The organism is Desulfosporosinus sp. (genome assembly GCF_014237355.1).
Taxonomy (GTDB): Bacteria; Bacillota; Desulfitobacteriia; order Desulfitobacteriales; family Desulfitobacteriaceae; genus Desulfosporosinus.
In genome coordinates this window covers 1-16865 of sequence record NZ_JABZFS010000037.1, presented here as the reverse complement: position 1 = coordinate 16865, position 16865 = coordinate 1, and the positions used below count along the sequence as shown (strand labels likewise).

General features: G+C 43.0%; 18 protein-coding genes and 1 pseudogene. 11 read left to right on the top strand and 8 right to left on the bottom strand.

The annotated features are described in order from the left end of the window. Position 1: 1 nt before the first annotated feature. The 5 genes from iorA to HGJ98_RS06895 form a co-directional block, all read right to left on the bottom strand. The gene (gene iorA / locus HGJ98_RS06915) at positions 2 to 1762 is read right to left on the bottom strand and encodes an indolepyruvate ferredoxin oxidoreductase subunit alpha (protein ID WP_291350330.1); all 1761 of its coding nucleotides are present in this window, start codon (positions 1760 to 1762) and stop codon (positions 2 to 4) included. Between the two features lie 61 nt (positions 1763 to 1823). Next, positions 1824 to 3101, bottom strand: coding sequence for an OFA family MFS transporter (locus HGJ98_RS06910; protein ID WP_291350329.1), 1278 nt, complete (start codon positions 3099 to 3101; stop codon positions 1824 to 1826). Continuing rightward, positions 3098 to 3628, bottom strand: a complete 531-nt coding sequence (purE, locus tag HGJ98_RS06905) for a 5-(carboxyamino)imidazole ribonucleotide mutase (RefSeq protein ID WP_291350328.1) — start codon at positions 3626 to 3628, stop codon at positions 3098 to 3100. Before purE ends, HGJ98_RS06910 begins: the two co-directional genes overlap by 4 nt. Then, complete coding sequence (gene purK / locus HGJ98_RS06900; protein ID WP_291350327.1) at positions 3622 to 4806, bottom strand: 5-(carboxyamino)imidazole ribonucleotide synthase; 1185 nt, start codon at positions 4804 to 4806, stop codon at positions 3622 to 3624. The genes purE and purK overlap by 7 nt, the downstream gene beginning before the upstream one ends. 129 nt (positions 4807 to 4935) lie before the next feature. Then, a complete protein-coding gene (locus HGJ98_RS06895; RefSeq protein WP_034601360.1) occupies positions 4936 to 5298 on the bottom strand; it encodes a DUF2294 domain-containing protein in 363 nt (120 codons plus the stop codon). A gap of 593 nt (positions 5299 to 5891) precedes the next feature. Between HGJ98_RS06895 and HGJ98_RS06890 the strand changes: the two genes are divergently transcribed. The 10 genes and pseudogenes from HGJ98_RS06890 to HGJ98_RS06845 form a co-directional block, all read left to right on the top strand. Beyond that, on the top strand, positions 5892 to 6107 hold the full coding sequence (locus HGJ98_RS06890; RefSeq protein WP_291350326.1) for a hypothetical protein: 216 nt from the start codon (positions 5892 to 5894) through the stop codon (positions 6105 to 6107). Positions 6108 to 6123: 16 nt separating this feature from the next. Continuing rightward, a complete protein-coding gene (locus HGJ98_RS06885; protein ID WP_291350325.1) occupies positions 6124 to 7011 on the top strand; it encodes a hydrogenase small subunit in 888 nt (295 codons plus the stop codon). Positions 7012 to 7041: 30 nt separating this feature from the next. Beyond that, positions 7042 to 8460: a nickel-dependent hydrogenase large subunit gene (locus HGJ98_RS06880; protein ID WP_291350324.1), complete on the top strand. Its 1419-nt coding sequence runs from the start codon at positions 7042 to 7044 to the stop codon at positions 8458 to 8460. 1 nt (position 8461) lies between these two features. Then, positions 8462 to 8944 (top strand): HyaD/HybD family hydrogenase maturation endopeptidase, encoded by a 483-nt coding sequence (locus HGJ98_RS06875; protein WP_291350323.1) that lies wholly within the window; start codon positions 8462 to 8464, stop codon positions 8942 to 8944. Further along, a complete protein-coding gene (gene hypA / locus HGJ98_RS06870) occupies positions 8937 to 9278 on the top strand; it encodes a hydrogenase maturation nickel metallochaperone HypA (protein WP_291350322.1) in 342 nt (113 codons plus the stop codon). Before HGJ98_RS06875 ends, hypA begins: the two co-directional genes overlap by 8 nt. A 3-nt stretch (positions 9279 to 9281) precedes the next feature. Further along, the gene (gene hypB, locus HGJ98_RS06865) at positions 9282 to 9950 is read left to right on the top strand and encodes a hydrogenase nickel incorporation protein HypB (RefSeq protein WP_291350321.1); all 669 of its coding nucleotides are present in this window, start codon (positions 9282 to 9284) and stop codon (positions 9948 to 9950) included. A gap of 50 nt (positions 9951 to 10000) precedes the next feature. Next, positions 10001 to 10228, top strand: a complete 228-nt coding sequence (locus tag HGJ98_RS06860; RefSeq protein WP_291350320.1) for a HypC/HybG/HupF family hydrogenase formation chaperone — start codon at positions 10001 to 10003, stop codon at positions 10226 to 10228. Further along, complete coding sequence (hypD, locus tag HGJ98_RS06855) at positions 10212 to 11294, top strand: hydrogenase formation protein HypD (protein WP_291350319.1); 1083 nt, start codon at positions 10212 to 10214, stop codon at positions 11292 to 11294. Before HGJ98_RS06860 ends, hypD begins: the two co-directional genes overlap by 17 nt. 22 nt (positions 11295 to 11316) lie before the next feature. Beyond that, a complete protein-coding gene (gene hypE, locus HGJ98_RS06850) occupies positions 11317 to 12321 on the top strand; it encodes a hydrogenase expression/formation protein HypE (protein ID WP_291350318.1) in 1005 nt (334 codons plus the stop codon). A gap of 253 nt (positions 12322 to 12574) precedes the next feature. Continuing rightward, positions 12575 to 12763 (top strand): annotated as a pseudogene (locus HGJ98_RS06845) (hypothetical protein); the annotation flags it as partial. A gap of 152 nt (positions 12764 to 12915) precedes the next feature. On the opposite strand, the gene HGJ98_RS06840 reads toward HGJ98_RS06845, so the two are convergent. Continuing rightward, entirely contained in the window at positions 12916 to 13305 is a 390-nt protein-coding gene (locus HGJ98_RS06840) for a response regulator (protein WP_291350317.1), read from the bottom strand. A gap of 571 nt (positions 13306 to 13876) precedes the next feature. Between HGJ98_RS06840 and HGJ98_RS06835 the strand changes: the two genes are divergently transcribed. Beyond that, on the top strand, positions 13877 to 15091 hold the full coding sequence (locus tag HGJ98_RS06835) for an HD domain-containing phosphohydrolase (protein ID WP_291350316.1): 1215 nt from the start codon (positions 13877 to 13879) through the stop codon (positions 15089 to 15091). A gap of 721 nt (positions 15092 to 15812) precedes the next feature. Here HGJ98_RS06835 and HGJ98_RS06830 read toward each other — a convergent pair. Together HGJ98_RS06830 and HGJ98_RS06825 are read right to left on the bottom strand one after the other, a co-directional pair. Next, positions 15813 to 15968: a hypothetical protein gene (locus tag HGJ98_RS06830; RefSeq protein ID WP_291350315.1), complete on the bottom strand. Its 156-nt coding sequence runs from the start codon at positions 15966 to 15968 to the stop codon at positions 15813 to 15815. A 46-nt stretch (positions 15969 to 16014) separates the two neighbouring features. Next, positions 16015 to 16209, bottom strand: a complete 195-nt coding sequence (locus HGJ98_RS06825; RefSeq protein WP_291350314.1) for a hypothetical protein — start codon at positions 16207 to 16209, stop codon at positions 16015 to 16017. Positions 16210 to 16865: the final 656 nt, after the last annotated feature.

Sequence of the window (16865 nt, the reverse complement as noted above, 5' to 3'; positions counted from 1 at the left end):
CTTATTCACCTACCTTCGCGATGGCATCGAATTTACACACCTGTTGGCACAAAGTGCACCCGTTACACTGGGCCTTATCTATGTGGATCGTTCCATTTTTCATGGCAATAGCCGGGCATCCGGTTCTGAGGCAGGCTTTGCACTTTTTACATTTTTCGGCATCGCTGTAGCAGTAGAGACCTTCCCGTTTTTTCTGTACGTCCTTCATCAGGGCACAGGGCTGTTTGGTGACAACCACAAAGAGCTCCTGGGAAGCATAGGCCTCCTGCACGGCTTTTTCGGTTTCTGCGAGGTCGTAAGGGTCGACGATACGGATATTTTCCGGCTTGACGCCGACGGCTTTCACTACGTTGACTAGATCGATGACCGGTGCCGGCTGTCCCATTAAGTTGACACCGGTGCCCGGGTTCTCTTGGTGACCGGTCATGGCGGTTGTGCTGTTGTCCAGCAGGATGATCGCCATATTACTGTTACTGTAAACGGCATCGATCAGGCTGGTGATGCCGGAATGGAAAAAGGTGGAGTCGCCCATGATTCCGAAGATTTTTTCCTTGCGGCCCGCCATCCTGTTGACCTTTTCGAACCCGATGCCGGAGGAAATTCCGGCACCCATGCAGATGACCGTATCCAACATGCTTAGGGGTGGCACCATGCCCAGTGTGTAGCAGCCGATATCGCCGGTGACAACGATGTCTTTGAGTTTTTTAAGGGCCACGTATAGGGGGCGGTGTGGACAGCCGGCACAAAGGACCGGGGGACGTGCCGTTGGTTTTTGGGACACCTGATAGGTTTTGGGTTCAGTTTCCCCAAGCAGGGCCCGGCGGACGATCTCTGCATTCAGCTCGCCGCAAATGGGGATCCGTTCCTTGCCAATGCACGCGATGCCTAGGGACCGGACCTGTTGCTCCAGGTAAGGATCATTCTCCTCGATGATATACAGGGTATCAACTTGGGCGGCAAAATCCCTGATCTTTTGCTCCGGCAAAGGGTAGGTCATGCCCAGCTTGAGATAGGAGCCCTGTTCTCCAAAAACCTCTTTGGCGTGCTGATAGGAAATTCCACTGGTGATGATGCCGATTTTTCGGTTCCCCCATTCGATTCGGTTGAAGGGGCATGTTTCGGAGTAATCCTTGGCCCGTAGTAGTTTTTCTTCCACCACCGGATGCCGTTTGAGGGCGTTCCCGGGGGACATTACGTACTTGGCAGGGTCTTTGACATAAGGCTTGATACCGGCTTCTACCCGTTCTCCGATCTCCACGATGCTTTTGCTGTGGCAGACCCGGGTAGTCACTCGGAAGAGCACTGGGGAGTCGAACTCCTCGCTTAAAGCAAAGGCTGCTTTGACAAAATCCAAGCACTCTTGGCCGTCGGAAGGCTCCAGCATGAGCACTTTGGCATGAGGGGCAACCAGTCGGTTGTCTTGTTCATTCTGAGAGCTGTGGAGTCCGGGGTCGTCCGCATTGACGACGACAAGGCCGCCGTTGACACCGGTATAAGCCATAGTGAACATCGGGTCTGAGGCCACATTCAAGCCCACGTGCTTCATTGCGGCTAAGGCCCTGCTGCCGGCGATGGAGGCCCCACTGGCAACCTCCAAGGCCACCTTTTCGTTGGGAGACCACTCGGAATAGATTTCAGAGTACTGGGAGATATTTTCCAGGATTTCCGTGCTGGGCGTACCTGGATAAGCGGCTGCTAGGAGACAGCCCGCTTCATAAGCACCACGAGCAATGGCTTCGTTGCCAGTCAAGAATTTTTTCACATTTCCACTTCCTTTTCATTCACTTTGAGGCAAGGGCGATTCAAGGGTTTTATCGTATGGCCTACTTACCTGTCGAGAGAGTTAGTGAATCTTTTCCAGGTGACTGAGGTTTTCGGTTTGATAAGGGAACCTGTTTACTGGCAATTAGCGTTCCTGCTAAGCAAAGGGCCAGTACCAAATAGAAAACAACCTGATAGCTCCCGAGCCTGTCAAGGAGATACCCGGACCCCAGCACCCCGGCAATGGCTCCGATACCGTAGGCAGTAAAAACGATGCCGTAGTTACGACTGTAGTTAAGGGCACCAAAAAGGGCTAAGGTCGACGTGGGGGCAATTGCCAGCCAACCACCGAGGTTAAACCAGAAGATCGAAAAGGCGACGCCAAACAGGAGGGGTTGACCTTCCCGGGCAAAGAGCATCAGCAAGGCGGCAAAGGCGATCATACAGTAGGAGAGGGTAGCGGCCTTGGGGTAAGAAAGCCGATCGGTGAGCCAACCGAAGACAGGGCGTCCTAGACCGTTGAATATTGCGAAGAGAGACATCCAAAAGGCGATGCTTCTAGAGGAGAGGCCCATGTACTCGATACCGATCTTTCCCGTCATACCGATGAGCATGAGGCCAATCATGGCGCCGATCAGGAAATTCAGATACAGTCCTTTGAAGGATCGGGTTTTTAGCATTTGGTCAGAGGGGATATCCTTAGGCTTCCGATCCTTTGTATCAGGCAGCAAATTCGACTCACTGCCGCTTTCCTTGGGATAACGGAAGGCGAGGGTTAAAACTGGGAGCAATACGCCAAAGGCAATTCCCAAGATCATAAACGTAAAGGAAATGCCGTACATTTCAATGAACATCCGGGCCAGAGGTGCGGTAATAAGGGGGGAAAGGCCGAAACCGATCAGAACAAGCCCAACGGCAAGCCCTTTTTTGTCCGGAAACCATTTGGCAACAACAGCCAGCGGTACACCATAAGCGATCCCAACCCCCGCACCGATTAGTACCCCGTAGGTCAGAGTCAGGATATAGATATTCGGAGCGTAGGCGGAGAGTATCCAGCCAAGGGCGATGAGAAAGACTCCCGTGGTCATGATAGCCCGCGGGCTGTAACGGTTATAAAAATATCCGGAGATCATCATGAACAGGGCATAGAAAGCTAGAGAGATCATATAGGGCAGCCCGCTTTGCGTGGCACCGATCCCGAAGGTCTTCTCCACCGGGATCCGGAAGACGCTCCAGGCATACACCGTGCCCAGGCACATCATCACGAGATTACCGAGCACCACGTAAACCCAGCGCCAGCTGCTGATGAAGGCTTTATTTTGAACGGTAGTTTGTATCATAGGTTGTCCTCCTTCAAGTTCAATCTGTCCGTTAAGTCATAGGGGATGTTTTCCCAGGACTTAGCTATAAAACCCTCAAGGTTTTCCCGGAACCAAGGATACTTGATTCCCAGGATGCGGGCAGCCAGGATACCGGCGTTTTTGGCATTGTTGATACCCATGGTAGCCACTGGTACGCCGCCTGGCATTTGGACGATGGATAATAAGGAATCTAGACCTTCCAGGGTTTTCAACTGGACGGGAACCCCAATCACCGGCAGAGATGTCATGGAAGCGACCATGCCCGGCAAATGGGCGGCACCCCCCGCACCGGCGATGATCACTTCGAGGCCTCGCTGGATGGCGCTTTTGGCGTAATCCATCATCCGCTCCGGCGTCCGGTGGGCGGAGACGACCTTGATTTCAAAAGGGATTTCGCAGGCTTTTAAGACGATGGCTGCTTGCTTCAGCACCGGCAAATCGGATTCGCTACCCATGATGATGCCTACTAACGGGAGGGGTGTTTCGCTCATTTTCTGGTTTAACATAAGGCTTTCCTCCTCGGTTTTTCAATGGTAATATGGCTGATGGCCTGTCGTGCTTTGGCCTCGGCCATTTCAACGGTCTCTCCCAGCACGGTGATGTGACCAAGCTTACGCAGATGGCCCGCATCGGGTTTGCCGTACAAATGGAGATGGCTGTCCTCCAGTTCCATCAGGGCTTCGGCACCCTCTAGACGGTAATCGCCGGTCACCCGCTCCTGTCCGAGGATGTTGTACATAACGCTGGGGGACTTCAGCTTAGCCGAACCGAGGGGCATACCGGTGATCACCCTGACCAACTGTTCGAACTGGGAGGTGACGCAGCCTTCGATGCTGTAGTGACCAGAGTTATGAGGTCTTGGGGCAATTTCATTGACAAGGACGTTATATTGGGCATCCACGAAAAACTCGATGCAGAAAACGCCGTAGTCATCTAGAGCTTCAATGATACACTTGGTGATGTCTCGGATTTGCTCTGAGGTTTGTTCCGGCAATGTGGCTGGGATGATGGATTTAATGAGGATGCTCTCCTTGTGGATGTTTTCCGCAATCGGATAATGGATTAGCCCGTCACGGTTTCTCGCTACCACGATAGAGACTTCCATGCAATAATTAACGAGGGCCTCGGCCATCATCTCCATTCCGGCAAAGGCTGCGTAGGCGCTTTCTAGTTGGCCATGTTCTTTGATAATCCGGTTTCCTTTGCCGTCATATCCCCCCGTACACGATTTGAGAACGAGTTGACCGTTCAAGGTACGGTAGGCTGCCTTTAAGGCATCAAAGCTATCTATCTTATAAAACTTGGGTACCGGCACGCTAAGCTGGGCGAGCAGCTTTTTTTGCTCGTATTTATTCTGAATGCGCTGGAGTGTGCGGGGTGACGGGTAGATCCGGTGGCTCTGCATTTCAAGCTTAATCAGGTGCTTCGCGTCGATGTGCTCGAATTCATAAGTCAGGACGTCGGAATGATTGGCAAGTTCCCTTAGTGCCGCTTCGTCGGAAAAGGGGGCGACGATCTGGGCATCAGCCACTTGCCCTGCTGGGGACTGGGGCTTCGGGTCAAGAACGGTAACGTAGTAACCCATTCGTTTGGCTTCTAGGGTCAGCATTCGTCCCAGTTGTCCTCCACCCACAATCCCGATTCGCGAAGGTGGGCTTAGTCGAGGAATATCTTTTTTAGACATGAGTTAACCTCCTTCTGGTAAATAAAAAAAGCCAACAACAAAACGCCGTTTACACGGGTTAAATGTTGTTGGCTTACAAATTGACTGGTCAAAAAGACCTTTCAATGTGTCTTCCAAAAATATAATATGCTATTTTTTGAACATCTCCTCGAGATCCCGGTCGACCACGATACCAATAAGTTTCTCGCCGGTTCTAGTACTAACATCCGAGTAGGTGCTAATAACATTGACATCGAGAATGGAGTGGATGGCTTCTTCTAAGCTTTTCCGGGAATTCTCAAAAAGAGCAACTCTGAGCTTTTTGATGAGGTCGACGCCTTCTTTGTTAATGGCTAGGTTAGTCTCCGCTTTGCTCAGAAAACCTTTGACCCGGACAATAACTAGATCTTGAAAAATGATGGTTCGAATGCTGGCCGGACCTCTACCCATATGCTCTATTTCAAATTTGCTAATGACCTCGCTGATTTTAGCTTCTACTTGTCCTTTAGTCATGGGTCACACCTTTTCAATTCTTAAGCTTTATTACCTATTTGATAGAGCTTAAGAGTTTTCAACTTCGAATAGTTTATCATGGACGGCTGACAATAGTCAATGTGACATTAATCGTAGTTTTAGGTATAACTATTCTTTTGGGAACCTTCATACGGAAAACCCTAAAATGGTCATGAAATTCACTAATATTTATGAGAAAAGACAATCACCACCACAGTTTAAAATTACCATTGACCAAACTAAAAATTAATGCTAATATACGTTTTGCATAGGTGAGATTGAATATCAATTACACTAATTAGTGGAACATTAACTAGTTTTCTATCAGAAAAGGCTTGCTTTACAGTTGTTATATATAAGGAAGGAGATTAAATGCAGTAATTTAACATTTAGTTAAGTAATTAGAATCCTTAAAAAGAGAGAGCTGTATTAAGTTATCAAAATACATATTATTAATAATTATAGAACAAGGGGTCCTGTAAAAATCGTAAGATGGGGAAGGTGTATGTGAACTTCACTATTCGAGGACAAGGGAACTATCTAGGATTTGTACTTCACAAAAACCTTACTTTGAAGGCTATTTAATTCGCTTATTGGACCTTATTGACGCTACCATGGTGGGCGTAAAACCAGTTGAATTGCTCAAGATTCCTATAAGCGAAGGTGAAAGAGAAAACTTGGCTTTGGAAAGGTCTGTCGTGCTCCTGAATAAGCAGGAGCAATTTTTGGGCGGTGTAACGAGAATGATTATCATAGTCAGCCTTGAGTTGTACTTAATAATAGATGACATACAGGTTTCCATAGATTAAGGAGGGACAGGACATAATGCAAATCAGCAGAAGAGAATTTCTAAAATGGTCCGTCGCAGCAGCAGTTGCCCTAGGTATAGAAGTCAGTCTTGGCAGTGTTACCAATGTTCTCGCAGCTGAAACAGATCCACCGATTATTTGGCTTCAAGGATCAGGGTGTTCAGGTTGTACAATATCGACGTTAAATGTAACTAATCCTACCACTATTGATAATGTGCTCTTAAACAAAATCAATATGAAGTATAACAGCACCCTGATGACCGCTTCCGGTGACCTAGCGATGCAAACCTTGGACCAAAGTGCAACTCAACACAAGGGGCAGTTTATTTTAGTAATTGAAGGTGCAGTGCCAACGGGTGCCAATGGCAACTATTGTGTCATTGGAGAAGTTAACGGTACTCACCTAACCATGGAACAAGCTGTCTTGAAGTATGGACCGATGGCTAAATATGTGGTTGCTGCAGGAACTTGTGCTGCCTTTGGAGGAGTTTCGGCAGCAGGAGTCAATGCAACAGGTTGTGCAACAGCCAGCTCTATACTTAATGGAAAGACTGTAAACCCGGTGGTTAATTTACCTGGGTGCCCGGTCCACCCAACCGTTCTTATTCAAACACTTCTAGATTTAATTCTCATTGGCATGCCTTCCCTGGATAGTTATAAACGACCAAGTAAGTATTTTGGTTCAAAGATCCATAGTAGTTGCCCCCGAAAAGGAACCACTGTTGTAAAACAATTAGGGCAATATGGGTGTTATAAAAATGTAGGTTGCAAAGGAACCAGTTGTCAGAATGTATGCCCTTCAATGAAGTGGAATAACGGACAAGCATGGTGCATTGGGGTTAATTATCCTTGCATAGGATGTGCGAATCCTGATTTCCCATCAAATCCTCTATTAAAGGTATAAGTAGTTTCTAAAGGGAAGGGAAGAAATTAATTGAGTAAAATCGTATTAGATCCGATTACTAGGCTTGAAGGTCATTTAAAAGTGTCTGTAACTCTTGATGCCAATAATGTTGTAACAGCTGCACAAGCAACGGGCAACTTATATAGGGATTTTGAAAATATGCTGATCGGCAGGGATCCAAAGGAGGCTGCATTTCTTACCCAACGAATTTGTGGAGTTTGCCCAGTTTCTCACGCTATTGCTTCCTCAAAGGCCGTGGAGAAAGCAGCAGGGTTTACGCCAAGTCTTCAGAGCTTATTATTAAGAAACTTGATTCAGGGAGCTAACTTCATCTCAAGTAATGTTTTGCACTTTTACCAACTAGCTTTAATGGACTATGTTCAAGGCCCGCAAATGCACCCGTGGACGCCTGGATATACGCAGGATTTCAGATTTAATGCGACTGACAGTCAAGCCTTAATTAATAACTATGTTGCAGCATTATCCATCAGAAGACAGACCCATGAAATGGGAGCCATCTTTGGCGGAAAGCTTCCCCATGTCGGCAACGTAGTTCCTGGTGGAGTTACCGCAATCCCATCCGCAACAGACATCACGAACTTCCGTAATTATTTAAATGATATTACAACGTTCATTCAATCGACGTATGCAACGGACGTCAACAAATTAGCGACGACTTATAGCGACTATTATACGGTAGGCAAAGGCTATGGCAATCTAATATCCTTTGGGGTCTTTGATACCAATACGTCCGGAAATAAACTATATCCGGCAGGAACGGTAACTAATGGCACCATCGGGAGCTTTACACAGACAAATATCAAAGAATATGTAGGGCATTCTTGGTATTCTTCACCATCAGGTTATAATCCGGCCTCCGAGACCACGACTCCAAGCTTTGGGAAAGCAGACGCTTACACTTGGTTAAAGGCACCGAGATATGATGGAGCTGCTTATGAAGCAGGCAGCATAGCTAGAACATGGCTCACGGGAGAGTATCGTCGCGATGTTTCTGTCATGGACAGGCACTTAGCACGCTACACAGAAACTGATAAAATTGCGGTAACTATGCAAACCTGGTTGGACCAATTGGTTGTTGGGAAAAATTATTTTACTAATTTAGGAACTCCTGCTTCTAGTTCGGGAATCGGTTTAACTGAAGCACCCAGAGGAGCACTCGGTCACTGGTTATCTGTTGCAAGTTCAAAAATTACTAAATACCAAATCGTTACTCCAACATGCTGGAATGCTTCGCCGATGGATGATGCCGGCATTGTAGGGCCGATGGAAAAGGCTTTAATTGGAACGCATGTTGCAAATACTTCGCAACCCGTGGAGCTTTTAAGAATCGTTCACTCCTTCGATCCCTGCACAGGATGCTCCGTTCATGTAATGTCGCCTGAGGGAATGGAAATGTCCAACTTTGTGGTACAACCCCTAGGAGTTTAGCATGAAGGACACGGTCATTATTGGAATTGGTAATATTCTTCTGCAGGATGATGGCGTGGGAGTTCATGTTGTAAATCAACTGGAAAATGAAACCCTTCCATCGACCATCGAGTTAGTCGATGGAGGTACTTCCACCCTAGATACACTTAGCTACTTTTTGGACTATAGAAAGGTCATTGTGGTCGATTGTTTGAGGGCAGGGTTGAAACCAGGCACTATCTATAAAATACAACCGGAAGACATCAAGAATTATCAAAAAGAAAACCTATCTATTCATGATGTTCAGATCTTGGATGTTGTGAAAATGGCCAATATGATGGGGCAATATCCTGAGGTTGTTATCTTTGGTATAGAGCCGAAAAAAATCTCGGTTAATTTAGAAATGACGGATCTGATGTATGCCAAACTACCTGAAGTGATTGCGAATATTAAGAAAGAGCTACTCTTAGATGTCAAAGTAGTCTTAGGTGAAACTAATGCATGAAGTTTCCATTATCCAAAGCGTAATTGACATAGTCACCAAGCAAGCCCTTGAAAATAATCTAACAAAAATTAATAACGTTTCTTTGAGAATAGGAGAGCTATCCGGTGTCATGCCTGAATCCTTAGAGTTTGCTTTCGACAGTTGTATTAAAGGTACGATGCTGGAAGAGTCCACATTGAACATAGAAATAGTTAGTGCACTAGGTGAGTGTAAAGATTGTAATCTTGAATTTCCGATCAAACATTTCAATAAGCTATGTCCCAGTTGCAACAAGTTCTGTACTAACATCATTCGTGGATATGAGCTTAATATAAATACCATTGAAGGAGACTAAACGATGAGTGAGATAAAGGTAGTTGCCAACATCCTCCACACAAATGAGGAGATAACCTCTCAAAACAAACGGTTGCTCAATGAAAAAGGGATCTATGTTATTAACCTGATGAGTTCTCCAGGTTCCGGTAAGACATCCCTGCTGGAAAAGATCATCTCAAAACTTAAAGATAAAATCAGAATTGCAGTTATTGAAGGGGACTTGTACACAACGAAGGATGCTGAAAGAATCGAGGCCCAAGGAGTCCCGGTGGTTCAGATCAACACTGGGGGAGCTTGTCATTTGGATGGAAAGATGATCAAAGGGGCCTTAGATTCTTTAAACCTGGATAATGTGGATTTGCTTGTGATAGAAAATGTCGGCAATTTAGTCTGCCCAGCGGCCTTTGAGCTGGGTGAAGATATAAAAATCACGGTATTGAGTACCACGGAAGGCAATGACAAACCCTTGAAATATCCGCGAATGTTTGAGAACAGTGGGGCAATTATTTTAAACAAAATGGATTTATTAGAACTGACTAATTTCGATAAAGCTGAGTTCTACAAAAACATTAACTCTCTTAATGCCCTAGCGACTATTTTTGAGACATCCTGTGTTAAAGACCGAGACCAGGGTATCGATGAATTATGCTCATGGTTAAGTAAGCTAGTGAACATTAATAGTCAGTTGTAAAGCATGTATCTGATTAATACTTTTATGAACTAAAAAAGGGGGAGATCAGTGTGTGTCTTGCCGTTCCGGGAAGAGTGTTAAGCATTAAGGGGCAGATGGGGATTATCGAAGTCGGAAGTATCAAAAGAAAGGTCTTTTTGCATCTAGTACCGGAGGTATCCGTCGATGATTATGTGCTTACCCATGCAGGGTGCGCTATTCAAAAGATTGACGAATTAGAGGCGAAAATTACACTTGATATATTAAAGGAGTTATCCGAAAGTGAAGTTTGTCGATGAATTTAGATCGAGGGACTATTCCAAGCTATTAGTTGAAAACTTGCAAAAGCTTTCTCGATATAAGATAAATATCATGGAAGTCTGCGGCACTCATACTATGGCAATCTTTAGGTATGGTATTAGAGACGTTCTTCCAGCCAATGTAACGTTAATATCGGGACCGGGCTGTCCTGTTTGCGTTACTCCTCAGAGCTATATCGATACTGCTTTAGAACTTTCCAGTCGAGAGGATGTCATTATAGCAACCTTTGGGGATATGATGAAAGTTCCGGGAAGAAAAAGCTCGCTCCTTAAGAAAAAGGCGGAAGGTTCGGATATAAGACTGGTGTACTCCCCTATGGATTGCCTCACCCTTGCTGCGGACAATCCTGCGAAAAAGATTGTTTTTTTGGCAGTTGGCTTTGAAACAACCGCGCCGATGACTGCGGTAACGGCTATGGAGGCAAGAAAAAACGGCTTAAGCAATCTTTTTTTCTTTACAGCCCATAAAATTGTGCCCCCTGTTATGGAAGCACTGGTTACGGATAAAGAACTGAACTTGGACGGCTTTTTATTACCGGGAAATGTTAGTGCAATTATTGGAACTGAACCTTACGAATTTTTAAGCAAGGATTTTAATATTCCTGGAGTAGTGACGGGTTTTGAACCCGTAGACATACTTCAGGGATTAAATACTTTAATAAGTTTAATAAGCAAAAAGGACTATAGCATTGCTAATGACTATAAACGAATCGTAAGAACTTCCGGCAATTCCGAAGCTAAAGAGTACATGAACAAAGCCTTTAATGTTGTTGATTCTAATTGGCGAGGAATCGGCAAGGTTCCGAAAAGTGGCTTGGAGTTTAATCGTGATTTTGAAGAGTTTGATGCCCTTAAGCATTTTAAAATTAGTTATGAAGAGTATGATGGCAGCTCAGGATGTCGATGTGGCGAGATCCTAAAAGGGAAAATGAATCCAACCCAGTGTCCCCTTTTTAAGCAAATTTGTACACCGGAAAATCCCATTGGATCTTGTATGGTATCGTCAGAAGGCACTTGTGCAGCTTACTTTAGATATTACAACTAACCCGGAAAATGGAGGAGTAAAATTGAGTACCATAACCCTAAGTCACGGAAGTGGCGGTACCCAAACCAACCAATTAATTACCGATGTATTTTTTAAATACTTCGGTAACGATATATTAAACCAGATGAACGATGCTGCTCACTTAGCCATAGATTTTAAGAAACTGGCGTTCACCACAGATTCTTTTGTGGTGAATCCTCTTTTCTTTAAGGGAGGAAATATCGGTAAACTAGCTGTTTGTGGAACGGTCAATGATTTAGCCGTCAGCGGAGCAAAACCACTTTATTTAACCTGCGCCTTTATTATTGAAGAGGGTTTTTCTATGGCCGACTTAGAGACTATTGTTAAGACCATGGCAGAAGAGGCGGAGAATTCTGGGGTAAAAATTGTGGCCGGAGATACAAAGGTAGTCGAAAAGGGCAAAGTCGATGGGGTATATATCAATACTTCAGGTATTGGGGTCATTTATGAAGACGTCAATATAAATTGCGCCAATGCTAAGCCAGGAGATGTAATCATAGTCAATGGCACTATAGGAGACCACGGAATGACGATATTATGTGAAAGAAACAACTTCGGCTTTGAGGGGGATTTGAGCAGTGATTGTGCCTCTTTGAATACATTGGTTGATTGCATGTTAGAGGTCTACAACGGAATTCATGTGATCCGCGATGCTACAAGAGGGGGAATAGCAGCGGTTCTTAATGAAATTAGTGTCTCTAGTAATGTATCCATAGTACTCGAAGAAAATCTCCTTCCAATAAAAGAAGAAGTAAAAGGAGCCGCAGAAATGTTAGGCTTTGATCCACTTTATATTGCTAATGAAGGAAAGCTCTGTGTCTTTGTACCAGAAGCTCAGGCGGAGCAGGTGCTTTTGGCCATGAGAACACACCCTTTAGGTACGAATGCCGCAATCATCGGCAGAGTCACTGAAGAAGTGGGTAAAAAAGTGTATATCAAAACTGTTGTTGGAGGAAAGAGACTCGTAGACATGCCATCAGGAATTCTACTTCCCAGGATATGCTAAAGCGGTAAAACGGGATTAAATCTGCTAACATTCTTAAGTCTACCACCTTGGTTTAGGTTGGAGAACTTAAGAACATAATTGAACGAATACAAATCAGGCGCGAAGATCCATAAAAGTCCGGAACTGATTCCTTAAGCGAAATAAATGGCCTGTGCAATCGTACACGCGTACGATTGCACAGGCCGCTTATTTTATTCCACAAATTATCAAGAAGTCCGCCGGCTGGCCATAGGCAATACCTTCTTGTTTTTAAGATACATTCCAGGAACTACTGATAGTACTTGGCCAACTGGCCAGACTTGATCTGGCGGTGAAGGAGAAATGCAGTAAAGACGCGAGCAAGCTTGCTGAATATATGGTCGAAAGGCTTAAAGAGTGGCCGCCTGTTCCCAAGACGAATATGACGACAGTTGAAACGTATGCCGCTCATGAAAGGTGGTAAATCCGAGACACGGAGATTCAGTGTCGCTAATTCGATAATCATAGATAGAGTTTAAGTTCATATCTCGTATTCTGCTTAACCCTTGTGGTAATATTGTTACTGCTTCACGGTTAAGCCAGAATAACGGAGAAAAGTTATCAAGACTATATCAATCATAATTTAGTAGTCTTAAGAGAATCACTAATTAAAGAATGCAAAACGAGACGTAAATTTTCTAGATCAAATGGTTTGGGCAAAAAGTGTTTAACAAAACCATTCCGGACAGCGGTCATTACAGCTTTGTCTTGGGTAGAAGCACTCATTACTACAACTGGAATGTTTAGACGTAATTCATTCAATTTATTTAGAGTTTCAATCCCACTTAAACCGGGCATCTTCAAATCTAAGAATGTAAGTTCAGGTTTCTCTTCTCTTACAATTTGTAAAGCTGTATGTCCATCGGGTGCTTCTTTAACGCAAAAACCTTCCCGAGATAAAAATTCACATAAAAGTCTTCGTACGCCAACATGATCATCCACTACCAAAAGATAATCTTTACTCAAAAAAACCATCTCACTTCTTTAAAGATATGAGAAAGACCTACACTTAGTAGAAACGACATTTAAGGTGGAAACCCAATATCCCTAGAGTGTTTTGCATGAATACTTCGATCAATATAGTGTAAATCCTCTAAATATTCATACAATTAATATAAGTATTATGAATACTTCTTCATTTTAGTGGTTTCATAAGCATGGCAAACTATTACATTGATATCCTTAGTTGGGCCTCACCATAACCTTGCGGCAACAATACCAATATCTATGTTGCCGCAAGGCCTTTTTTTGTCTCCTCAGCTTTTGAGAACATCCGCGATATCGAAATACGATATATAAATAAAATAAATAGAGGTATTGGAATTTGCTTTTTGAGAAATGAACCTCATTTATTCCTGATAAGAGGAAGGGCGCTTATTTGCTTGGTAAAGCGCACCATATTATTTTTGTATGAAATATGGTCACTCTAGAAGGAATATTCAGATAATATGTTGAATTATAGATAATATTGTTAAATCAACCTTCTTATTATACAAAGGTTGGATTTAACAACTCACAGACCAAGGGAGTTTTCGATATGGATTTTAACTTAAATGAATTTTTAGGAGCTGTAGCTAATACATTAGACATTATTGAAATCGATATATTTGGAATGGCTACAAATCATTCTAAAAGGCTTGCCTATATATCCGTGAAAATGGCACATGAAATCCGTATGAATAGTGAAGAGATCTTTGATTTGGCATCTTTGGCAATGTTGCACGACAATGGGGCAAGTATGAAAATTTTGCATGATAACTTAATGGGAACTGCCAAAGAAAAGATTGATATATTAGAAAGCAGAAAGGAACATTGCATTATTGGGGAAGATAATCTTAAGAATTTCCCCTTTTTAACAAATCCCCAAAATATAATAATTTATCATCATGAAAAATATGACGGTTCTGGCTTTTTTGGGATATCCAAGGATGAAATTCCGCTGATGGCTCAAATTATTGCCTTCTCAGACACAATAGACTTAGCCTTTGATTTAAGAAAAACTTTTAATAAAGAAATTGTTACAAAGTTTGTCCGTGAGCATAAGAACACATTTTTTTCCCCGCTGATATCGGATGTGTTTTGCAAGATTTCCGAACAGCATGAATTTTGGGATGCTTTATCTGACGGGAAAATAGATGATAGCCTAAAAATGGTCATACCGAATTATAGCAAAGAACTAAATTACAATGAAATACACACGATAACAAAGACCCTATCCAAAATAATTGATTCTAAATCTCAATACACTCAATCCCATTCTTCAGGTCTTTCAATGAAGCTTAAAAAGATTGCCGAGTTTTATAAAATGGATCCAATAATTACATTGAAATTGTTGATCGCTTCGGATTTGCATGACCTTGGTAAGTTAGCTATTAGTAACAATTTGTTGGATAAGCCTGGAAAATTATCCAAAGAAGAATATGAAGTAATTAAGAAGCATCCTAGAATAACTAGGCTTTGCTTACAAAATATTAAAGGATTTGAAGAAATCACCAGATGGGCTTCTAACCATCATGAAAAATTAGATGGCTCAGGATATCCGGAAGCTTTAAAGGCCGAAGAGCTAGATTTTAATTCACGGTTAATAACCTGTTTAGACATATATCAGGCGCTAAGAGAAGAAAGACCCTATCGGAAATCTATGGACCATCAAAAAGCTATGGAAATTTTAGTTGATATGGTGGACGCCGGGCAACTGGATCAGAAAATCGTTGATGACATTAATTTAGTTTTTATAAACTGCACAAACTGATACCATGTCTTATATTATATGCAGATATTTAAGTATGCGGCACGTTATTATTAGGTGCCGCCAAGACGTGTATTAGCCTAATTCGGGGTGGCACAGGGGGACGTGGCACAGGGGGACGTGGCACAGGGGGACGGTTCTCTTGTGTCAAATTAGAATAGTAGAATTTGAGAAAAGGGGAGAAGGGGCGTGAAGGAATGCCCAGGAAGCCAATAAAGAAGAGTGAAACAGGAAGTTGAATTGTAAAAAGCAGATAGTACAAGAAACTCAAACTATGCAGTACGTCCAATAGGGTAAAGGTTAATGAACGAGCAGTAATTGAGGAATTGTTAAATACTGATTTAAGTACGGATAACAACAGCGATACTTTCTTTGTACGCTTTAATCCTTGAATATGATGATATAGTAGGTAATTGCAATAAGTTCGTTAAACAATTCGAAAATGAGTTTGGAAGTTTGAATTGCAGGGATCTCAGGCCAGAAGGCTTCGTGGATTATTTGCCTTAGGTTATTAGTGTCTAAAGGGTAAGAGAAAAGACCCCCGTTAAGGAGGTCTTACTAATTTTCATGTATTAACTCAATTTGATGAACTAGATATTGAAAATCCAATTCATACATATTCCCGATGAAGTCTTTATCCTTGATATTATTTCTAAAGTCTTCTTTGTTTACCTCTAGTAGTCAAACCCAATCCCCATGATGGCTTTGTCAATCCTGATTTTCTTCAATTAGGAATAGGGATTTTATACTGATCATGATGTTTTGGCGGATCATCAGGAGATTGAGATGTGGTTGCAACTAAAATCAATAATTTATTTTCCAGTTCGCCAACTATAATTACTGGTCTTATTTTAGCTCCAGGGATATCTTCATACTGCACATCAGACCAAAAAATCTCTCCTAGAGAAAAATTAAACGTAAGAATTTTAGTATTCTCCCTCTTCTACAATGTAGCGATGGTCTTTGTTGTTTTTATCGAACAAAAGTTTACCATCTTTAACTTTAGGGCGAATGGTAATTTCTTTTAATTTTTTAGAGGACAAAGATAATCCTTTGTTGACTTGTTCTTTGGCAAGTGCTTGCATATTTTTTTCCTCCTGATTTCTTTCTTCCTTGTCCATATCTTATCACCATCCAAAAAGTTGTTCAAGAAGTATTATGCCCATTTTTACCAAATTAGAAGGTGATTACTTCAACAATAGAAGCTTCGTAATTGACAAGGTAATACAGGCCGTCACAGTTTCTATAGTTTCTATGTGCACTATTGCAGAACTGATTATGTTTTATTGCACCTTATTTAAGGGCACATGGGGACGGTTCTCTTGTGTCAAATTTGAATGCATGGGGGAGAAAGGGCGTGAAGAATGCCCAGGAAGCCAAGAAAGAAGAGTGAAACAGGAATCTACCATGTTATAGTACGGGGAATCGGCCAGCAGGATATTTTTTGCGAAGAAGATGATTATTAGAGATACCTGGATACTACAAAAAAGTTATTGCTAGAAAGCTGGGTAAGCGTCTTTGGGGGGTATTGCTTGATACCAATCGGGGCTTTACAGAAGATGGACCAGGATTCACGAAACAACCTATTGAGTCGTTTAAGAAATGTTGGATTAAGTCTGCGGCAAATATACAGGATCAGGGGCGTTCCAATCCACATTGTCCGAAAGGCTTAGACATTGGCACGGAAGAACCGTCCCCTTGTGTCCCCCTTGTGTCCCCCGCAGAAGGTCCGTGATAATAACGTATAATTTAAAGAGTATTGTAAAAATGAACAGTT